This is a genomic window from Aquiluna sp., from assembly GCF_965064355.1.
The window spans coordinates 1-8714 of record NZ_CBCHRQ010000059.1 but is presented as its reverse complement, the minus strand read 5'-3'; the positions used below and the strand labels follow the sequence as shown (position 1 = coordinate 8714).

Here is an 8714-nt window from a genome sequence, read left to right as displayed (position 1 = left end):
CCTTTTTGATTGCACATTGCAATAATGCGTGCCGGACCGTGCTCTTTGAGCTTGGCCGGAACTGGGAATTCCTTCTTAGAGAGATTCACCGGTGCCTCCAACTTTTTCTACCATTAGCCTACCGCCGCGCGCGGGGGTGTGAAGACGCATAAACCTCACGCAGTGTATCAATTGTGACCAATGTGTAAATCTGGGTTGTTGCCACCGATGCGTGCCCTAAGAGCTCCTGAACCACCCTGACGTCCGCTCCACCCTCAATCAAGTGTGTGGCAAAGGAGTGCCTGAGTGAATGCGGTGAGACAGACAAGCCACAACCCACACCCGCTGACTGGATAATCTCCCAGATGCTCTGGCGAGAAAGTCTGGAGCCGCGCTGGTTTAAAAACAGTGCTGGGCCACCAGCTTTGGCGCTAAGCAGCGGTCTGGAGCGAATCAAATAGGCATCTATTGCACGCTGCGCGAAGGATCCGACCGGAACTAACCGCTCCTTTGAGCCCTTGCCTCGAATCCTCACCCAGCCACCCTGCACCATTTCATCAAGATCTAACTGGGCAACCTCGCTCACGCGACATCCGGAGGAATACATCAGTTCCAAAATTGCGCGGTTTCTAAGTCTTAGGACATCCGCGGTTTCATCGTCGGGTTCAGGCCCGGCTGCCGAAAGTAGCGCCATGACCTGCGACTGAGTGAGGGCCTTCGGCAAACGCTTTGGAAGCTTGGGGCTTTTCACCTGCTGGCTTGGGTCATCGGTGCGCAGGTTTTCCAATAGCAAATACTTTTGGTAACCACGAACTGCAGCCAGGATTCTCGCCGATGACGCTGCCCTTAGGTTTTGAGCACTCAGCCACTGTAAGAAATCTGAAAGCTGAGACCGAGTGATGCGCAGTTCCGAAAAGCTGTTTTGATCCAAATATTCGCGGTATTTAGCCAGGTCGGACTTATAGGCACTTAGAGTGTTCTTACTCAGACCCCGCTCAATCACGAGGTGCCGCAGGTAGGCATCCAGCGGCGATGTCATTTAGGACTCGTCAAATAGCTTTTGCTGCTTTTGACGCTCAAGTGCAGCTTTTACCAAACCGTGGAACATTGGGTTTGGCTTGGTAGGACGAGACTTAAACTCAGGGTGAGCCTGGGTGGAGACGTAGTAAGGGTGAACATCTCTTGGAAGCTCCACATATTCAACTAGCTGACCGTCTGGGCTGGTTCCCGAGAACACCAATCCAGCCGCAGCGATTTGTTCGCGGTAGTGGTTATTGACCTCGTAGCGGTGACGGTGGCGTTCGCTGGCGGTAAGGGCGCCATAGACCTTGGCAACCTGCGAGCCCTCCTGCAGCTTGGCCTCGTAAAGCCCAAGTCTCATAGTTCCGCCCATATCTCCCGCGGCAAGCACATCAACCTGCTCAGCCATGGTGGCAATCACCGGATGTGGGGCACCGGGCTCAAACTCACTCGAGGTTGCGCCCTTTATGCCTGCCACGTTTCTGGCGTATTCGATCACCATGCATTGCAGTCCTAAGCACAGACCAAGAGTTGGGATCTGGTTTTCTCTTGCGAAGCGAAGTGCTCCGAGTTTGCCCTCAATGCCGCGGATACCAAAGCCACCTGGAACACAAATTGCATCTAGATCACTCAGGTGCTCGCGAGCGCCGGCTTCAGAATCACAGTCATCCGAGCGAATCCAGCGGATATTCACCTTGGTGGATTCGGCAAACCCACCTGCACGGATTGCTTCGGTTACCGAAAGATATGCGTCTGGTAGGTCGATGTACTTACCAACCAAACCAATAGTCACCTCATGCTTAGGTTCGTGAACCGCAGCCAATACCGGCGACCAGTTAGACCAATCGACTTCGCCTGCTTCAAGCCCTAGCTTTCTAATGATGTAGCTATCAAGACCCTCGGAATTCAACACCTTTGGAATGTCATAGATGGACGAAGCATCAGCTGCAGTAACCACTGCCTCGCGGTCAACGTCACACATGTTTGCAATTTTGTTTTTGATGGAATCAGGCAACTCTCGGTCGGAGCGGCAGACAATCGCATCTGGCGCAATGCCGAGTGAGCGAAGCTGTGCAACGGAGTGTTGAGTTGGCTTGGTCTTGAGCTCCCCAGATGGTTTTAGGAAAGGAACCAGAGTGACGTGGACGAAAAATGCATTGTCTCGCCCAATATCTCTTCTGACCTGGCGGGCTGCCTCCATGAAGGGCTGTGACTCAATATCGCCAACTGTCCCACCGATCTCGGTGATGATTACATCGGGAATTGGCTTTTGGTTTGCCTGCAGGCGCATTCTGCGCTTGATCTCGTCGGTGATGTGAGGAATCACCTGAACAGTGTCACCCAGATACTCACCGCGACGCTCTTTGGCAATGACATTTGAGTAGGCCTGACCGGTAGTCACGTTTGCCGCCGCGTTTAGGTTGATGTCCAAGAATCGCTCGTAGTGGCCAATATCCAGGTCGGTCTCAGCGCCATCGTCGGTGACGAATACTTCTCCGTGCTGGAACGGATTCATTGTGCCGGGGTCAACATTTAGATAGGGGTCAAGTTTTTGCATTACTACCCGCAATCCCCTTGCGGTCAATAGATTGCCCAGCGATGCCGCGGTCAAACCCTTGCCTAGCGAAGACGCAACGCCACCGGTTACGAAGATATGTGAGGGGATTCCAGAGCTTTGAGCCATGGAACTTCAATTTATCAGTTCCTAGAGCTCAAAAAGCTCCTGACACGAAAGTTGTTAGTGAGATTTCAAAAGTTCTTCTGCGTGTTGCAATGCAACCTGAGAATCTGGGTTACCCGAAAGCATTCGCGCGAGCTCTCGCGTTCTGTCTTTTGGACCCAATAACTGAACCGAAGACTTAGTGATTTCCCCCGAAACTTCCTTTGCGACTTTGATCTGCTGGTGCGCAAAGGCTGCAACCTGCGGCAAGTGGGTAACGACAATCACCTGGGTGTTTTCACTCAGTCTGCGAAGCCTTCTGCCGAGCTCAACGGCAGCTTGACCACCCACACCGGCATCGACCTCATCGAAAATCATGGTCGGCATGGGGTGATCGCCGGCTAGGACCAACTCAATAGCCAGCATGATCCTTGAAAGTTCACCACCGGATGCCCCCTTGGCAAGCGGCCTTGGATCACTCCCGGCATTGGAAAGTAGAAACTCAATTCGATCTCGACCACTAGCCTCAAAATCCCCAAGCGGTGAAAGGTTTACGCTAAATCGGCTCCCCTGCATCGCAAGATCATTGAGCTCGGTGGAAACCCGAGTCGTTAGGCGCGTGGCGGCATCCTGCCTGACTTGGCTGAGTTTGGATGCATCAATTGAAAGCTGACTCAAGGTTGAGGCAAGCTGCATTTCCAAGCGCTCAACTTGCTCGTCCGAACTATCCAGGTCCAAAAGTTCAACCTGCCAACCTGAAATCGCAGCGAGAACCTCTGCGAGTCCCATGCCGACTTTACGTTCCAGCTGAACCAAAGCCGCCTTGCGCATTTGCAGCTGCTCCAATTGAGCTGGATCTGCCTCTAAGTCAAGCAAAAATGAAGCTAGGTCAGCAGAAACATCCGAAGCTAATGCGTTTGCCTCCCTCAGGCGGGTTCCTAGCTCTCTTAGCTCGCTGTCACTGGATTGCTCAAGTGATCTTGATGCCAAACCCAACAGCTCAAGCGCAGCTGGCTCGGCTTCGGCTAAAGCATCGTGAGCCGTTGCAGCGTTGATCCTCAGGGACTCGACATTTGCGAGGCGATTGATTCGCTCTTCGATGTCTTCTAGCTCCCCCTCAACTGGAGAGAGTTTTTCGATTTCGGCAAGTAACTCTCGAAGTTCATTTACCCTGCGCTGATCAGAGGATGCCGCCGACTGCAGTCGCTCTAGCCGAGCCTGCAGCTCTTTGAATGCCTGAAAACTTGCTCTGTAGGAATCTTTTGCCGCTAGGACCGTGATCCCGCCGAATTCATCAAGTGCATCGCGCTGTGCCGCAAGCGAGCGAAGTCTGAGCTGATCTGACTGACCATGCACCGTCACCAATTTTGATGCAAGTTCCGCCAAGGCACCAGCGGGTGCCTGAGCCCCTCCGAGCGCGGCACGGGACCGGCCATCAGCGGTGACTGTTCGATTGACAAGCAGAGTGTGGGAATCGACTTCTCCACCTAGGGCCTCAACCGCCTGAATCAGCTCTGGATCTGTAATGTGCCAGCTGCCTTCCACAAAGAGTTGCTGCTGACCGGTTCTCACCGAGCTGGAATCTGCGCGACCTCCAAGCAGCAAACTTAGAGCATTGAGCACCATGGTCTTTCCAGCACCGGTCTCGCCCGTTAGGGCTGTAAATCCAGATTTCAGCTCGAGTTGGGCTGATTCAATTACACCAAGATTTCGGATTCCAATTGCTTCAATCACTTCTCGCTGTCTGGACCTCTCCAGCCGGTTACCGGCAGCGAGAACTTCTTCACAATTCGATCCGCAAAAGGTTCATCTTCCAAAACAACAACTGGAACTGGTTCATTGCTTCGTCGAACCTCAACGCGAGATCCTGGAGCAAGATCAAAAGTCCGGCGCCCATCGCACCAGAGCACTCCCGCACCGGAACTGCGACGAAGGACCTCAATCGCGAGATGAGTCTGAGGGCCAACCACAAGCGGCCTAGCAAATAGCGCATGAGCGCTAAGCGGAATCATCATTAGTGCCTCAACGTTTGGCCAAACTACCGGGCCACCTGCGCTGAAGGCATATGCCGTTGATCCGGTTGGGGTGGAGACCAGGACTCCGTCGCAGCCAAAGGATGAAACCGGACGAGAATCAACCTCGATAACTACCTCAAGCATGCGCTCGCGAGCGCTTTTTTCAACTGCCACTTCGTTCAACGCCCAAGATCGGTAAGTTTCTTTACCCTGGTTGGTCACAACCACATCAAGTGCAAGTCGATCACGCACCTGGTAGCGCTTCGATATGACAATGTCCAAAGCCGAAATCAAGCTTCCACTTTCAGCCTCAGCCATGAAACCAAAGTGTCCGGCGTTAATGCCAAGAATTGGGGCTTTTGTTCCCCGCAACAGTTCGGCAGCGCGAAGGATGCTGCCGTCACCTCCTAGAACAACTGCGAGTTCTACTTCAGATCCGTCATAGCTCAAAACTTCACTTGGAATACTCACACCAAGTTTTGTCAGCGAATCGATGTGCTCCTGTTCGAGCAGCACGGTCAGAGAATTCTGCCCCAGGTGTTTGCACGCGCTTAGCACTAACTCAGCCTTTTCTAAGTACTGAGGGCTGGATACCAGCAGAACCTTGCGACTCATCTTTCCTTCTTGGCCAATTGAGAAATTGATTCAGACCATTGTTGCCGATTATCGACTCCATTTGGGCTTATCCACAATAAGTATTCGGTATTGCCGTGAGTTCCCTTGATGGAAGATTCAACCAGCCCCGAGATCTCGTAACCCAAAGCTGAAGCGCAATCAACCACCTGCTCCAGTGCCCGGCGTCTCTCGCGCCAGTCGGTTACGATCCCCGAAGCATTTAGCGAATGCTTGCCGACCTCAAACTGAGGCTTCACCAAAAGCACCATGGGTGCTTTTGGTGCCAGTTTGGCGAGTTGTTCCAATACAAGCGTCAGCGAAATGAAACTTAGGTCCGCCACCACGTGCGAGAAATCAAAGGTTCTACCGGTAAGTTCAGTCAGCTTTTCAACAGTTAGGTCTCGAAGATTGCAGCTTTCCAAACTGACTACACGCACATCGTTTCTCAGAAGGTCCACCAATTGGTCATGTCCCACATCGACCGCCACCACACCCGCAGCACCGCTCTCTAAAAGAACCTGAGTGAAACCTCCAGTGGAAGCGCCCGCATCAAGGCACCAACCCGAAATCGAGATCTCAAACGCCTTTAGTGCATCGTCTAGTTTTTGGCCGGCTCGAGATACAAAATCTGGACCCTGAGTCAAGCTCAACTCGTCAGTTTCTGAAATCTTTTGGGCAGGCTTTGTGGCCAATGTCCCATTGACTAGAACTCGAGACTGATCAATTAGCGAGGCAGCGTGTGATCGCGAGCGAGCAATCGAACGAATTACAAGCTCAATGTCTAAGCGTTCACTCACTGGTTCACTAGCTTCTCGAGTTCGTTCACAATTTCTTGCAAGCGCTCAAGCTGAGCCTGAGGTTCTAGGTCGTCGATACCCGCAAGGAGCTGTTCGATGTCCATCAAATTCCTATTCGTAGAGGGCGGCTTCAACGTCCAGCCCATAAATCGGAGTGCCGCAACTCCAGATTAGCGAGCAAGCAGCTCGAAGGGCCTCGGGTGACCTTGGGTCACCTTCGGTCACAATAACTTTGTTGCCAATTAGTTCAACCTCGGTCTTTCCCAATTTCACTCCCCGCTTGGTCATTTTCACCTGTGGGTATGGCTCAAAGAGCTGTCGCAAATCTTCGAGAATGTAGGCTGGACGGTCCTCCGGGCGGGCGCCAATCAAGTCTTTTCTAGTCGCAATACCGGTCAGCACGCATGCGGTATCGATACCAAATCCGACGCCGCCTCGAATATCAGTGTCGAGGCGATCGCCGATCATTAGTGGACGCGAAATGTTTAGTTGTGAAACGGCAGATTCGAAAATCGGGCGAAAAGGTTTTCCCGCAAAATCCGGAAGTATTCCAACAGCGGTATGTACAGCGGAAACCAGCGTGCCATTGCCAGGTGCAATTCCACCTTCGCGAGGAATCGTCCAATCTTGATTTGTTGCCAGCCAAATGGCGCCACCCTGGATGGCAAAAGAAGCTTCAGCAAGGTGCTTCCATCCAATTTCTGGACTAAATCCCTGAATCACGGCAGCTGGTTTATCGGATGCGCTGGAAACCAGTTCGAAGCCAAAAGCCTCTACCTCCGAGGTGAGGCCTTCTCCCCCAACGACCAGAACTTTAGAGCCGGCAGGAATTCGCTCAGCAAGCATCTTGACTGCAGCTCGTGCTGAACCAACAACTTCATCGGGCTGAACGTTCAACCCAAAGGCTGCCAATTGTTCTGCAATTGTCTCGGGCTTACGAGAGGCATTATTCGTGACGTAGCCAATCTTGAAGCCCTGTGCTTGAGCGGAGTTGATGCTTTCAACAGCGTGCTCGATTGCTTGTGAACCTAGGTACACCACACCATCAAGGTCTAAAAGTAGAGAGTCGTAACCATCAACCAGTCTTGCCACGGTTTCCCCTTGGCTTAAAATCCTTGCCGGATGTCTGAGATCTGCCACCAAATTTCTTAGGGCCGCCGTCTTTCACCCATGGCTTACGTTCGCCATCGCGAGATGGGAACTTGCGCTCACCGTTTCCGACAGCGGGCCTGGCAGCACCATCGCCACTTGGACGCTCGCGCTTGCCTCCCTCACGTGGATTGAATTTTCTATCCCCGTCACGCGAAGGTGCGCGTCGATCTCTATCCGGAGAACCACTTCGCTCTTTACGGTCACCGTCACGAGGGGTGAACTTACGCTCAGGCTTTGCCGTTCTATCGAACTCTTCGCTGGTCGGAATGTGAATCTCTTCAACTAGGTCAAACAGCTCGCCGTCCTGGTTGTCGATTGCGTGATCTGCACGGTCAGCAAGCGTCTCCCACTCGGCACCGTCTTGACCAAGCTCACGCAAAACCTCGGCGTAGCTGCGGAAAAGTAGTGGTGACTGTGGGTAAACGGTCTTTGGGGTAAGTTCAGCAATCTCGAGTTCTTGTTTTGCTTCCTTGGCCTGGCCAAGATCCAGTCTTGCCCCAGAGAGCGCAATGGCTAGGTTGATGCGAATTCCAACCGCAAGTTTGCTGCGGTCAAGACCCGACACTGCTTCTAAAGCGCGCTCAGGTCTCCCCAGTCCGCGCTCGGAATCAACAATCAGCGGTAGCTGGTCGTTGGAGCCGGTAAGCCTGCGGTGGGTAAGTAGCTCGCGCAAAGCTAGCGCAAAATCTGATGATTTATAGGCAGTAATGCCAAGTGTTTCGTGGACGATGGCCAGACGGCCCGCTCTGCGAGATGCAGCAAGCGCGTGCTTATGAGCCAAGTCAGCATCGGAATCTATTAGCAATGAGACCATTGCGAGGTGCCTAGCAACCATTTCAGCGTTTTCAGCGGTCAGGGTCTTTAGCTGAACCCTGGCACCCATGTCTAGATCCTCAGGAGTGATCTCCGATGGGATCAGAGGTGACTTCTCTAGATCTTTGGTGCGCTCGACGCGCTGTTGCCAAACTGGGCGATCGCCCTCCTGGCGAACGCCACGGCCCGATGGGCCCTCTTTGTCGGCCTGAGGCCTTGGTCTTCTGGATTCCATATGTTTGTCTTCCTTGAAGATAGCTTAAAAAGGAAAAGGCCACCCCATAAGGAGTGGCCTTTTCTAAAGTAAGTCCGGCGGTGTCCTACTCTCCCACAAGGTCCCCCTTGCAGGACCATCGGCGCTGAGAGTCTTAGCTTCCGGGTTCGGAATGTGACCGGGCGTTTCCCTCTCGCTATGGCCGCCGAAACACTATTGAGATATGTGAATCGAAGATCATTCTTCGGTTCTCGACCATACCTCGAGAACCACACAGTGGACGCAAGCACAAATTTGAAGTTGTATCAAGTTATCGGGCTATTAGTACGGGTCAGCTCCATGCCTTTCAGCACTTCCACATCCCGCCTATCAACGCAGTAATCTAGCTGCGGCCCTCTCGACATAAAGTCATGGAAATCTCATCTTGAAGCAAGCTTCCCGCTTAGATG

General features: G+C 52.8%; 7 protein-coding genes and 2 rRNA genes. All 9 read right to left on the bottom strand.

Annotated features, from left to right (window positions below; translation table 11 throughout):
* Nucleotides 1-118: 118 nt before the first annotated feature.
* Nucleotides 119-1018, bottom strand: coding sequence for a site-specific tyrosine recombinase XerD (gene xerD, locus AC128V_RS05745; protein WP_482763719.1), 900 nt, complete (start codon nucleotides 1016-1018; stop codon nucleotides 119-121).
* Nucleotides 1019-2683, bottom strand: a complete 1665-nt coding sequence (locus tag AC128V_RS05740; protein WP_482763718.1) for a CTP synthase — start codon at nucleotides 2681-2683, stop codon at nucleotides 1019-1021.
* A 54-nt stretch (nucleotides 2684-2737) separates the two neighbouring features.
* Nucleotides 2738-4393 carry a DNA repair protein RecN gene (recN, locus tag AC128V_RS05735; protein WP_482763717.1) on the bottom strand — a complete coding sequence of 552 codons (1656 nt, stop codon included), beginning with the start codon at nucleotides 4391-4393 and terminating at the stop codon, nucleotides 2738-2740.
* On the bottom strand, nucleotides 4390-5289 hold the full coding sequence (locus tag AC128V_RS05730; RefSeq protein ID WP_482763716.1) for an NAD kinase: 900 nt from the start codon (nucleotides 5287-5289) through the stop codon (nucleotides 4390-4392). The genes recN and AC128V_RS05730 overlap by 4 nt, the downstream gene beginning before the upstream one ends.
* Nucleotides 5286-6086, bottom strand: coding sequence for a TlyA family RNA methyltransferase (locus AC128V_RS05725; RefSeq protein WP_482763715.1), 801 nt, complete (start codon nucleotides 6084-6086; stop codon nucleotides 5286-5288). The genes AC128V_RS05730 and AC128V_RS05725 overlap by 4 nt, the downstream gene beginning before the upstream one ends.
* Before the next feature lie 111 nt (nucleotides 6087-6197).
* Nucleotides 6198-7178 (bottom strand): HAD-IIA family hydrolase, encoded by a 981-nt coding sequence (locus AC128V_RS05720; protein ID WP_482763714.1) that lies wholly within the window; start codon nucleotides 7176-7178, stop codon nucleotides 6198-6200.
* The gene (locus tag AC128V_RS05715) at nucleotides 7162-8286 is read right to left on the bottom strand and encodes a hypothetical protein (RefSeq protein WP_482763713.1); all 1125 of its coding nucleotides are present in this window, start codon (nucleotides 8284-8286) and stop codon (nucleotides 7162-7164) included. Before AC128V_RS05715 ends, AC128V_RS05720 begins: the two co-directional genes overlap by 17 nt.
* Before the next feature lie 72 nt (nucleotides 8287-8358).
* Nucleotides 8359-8475 (bottom strand): 5S ribosomal RNA (gene rrf / locus AC128V_RS05710).
* Between the two features lie 91 nt (nucleotides 8476-8566).
* Nucleotides 8567-8714: ribosomal RNA gene (locus AC128V_RS05705) — 23S ribosomal RNA — on the bottom strand; the annotation flags it as partial.

Excerpts from the sequence above, each read along its gene's own strand:
- AC128V_RS05730 (WP_482763716.1), bottom strand. The coding sequence starts at position 5,289 with ATGAGTCGCAAGGTTCTGCTGGTATCCAGCCCTCAGTACTTAGAAAAG.
- AC128V_RS05740 (WP_482763718.1), bottom strand. The coding sequence starts at position 2,683 with ATGGCTCAAAGCTCTGGAATCCCCTCACATATCTTCGTAACCGGTGGC.
- AC128V_RS05715 (WP_482763713.1), bottom strand. The coding sequence starts at position 8,286 with ATGGAATCCAGAAGACCAAGGCCTCAGGCCGACAAAGAGGGCCCATCG.
- xerD (WP_482763719.1), bottom strand. The coding sequence starts at position 1,018 with ATGACATCGCCGCTGGATGCCTACCTGCGGCACCTCGTGATTGAGCGG.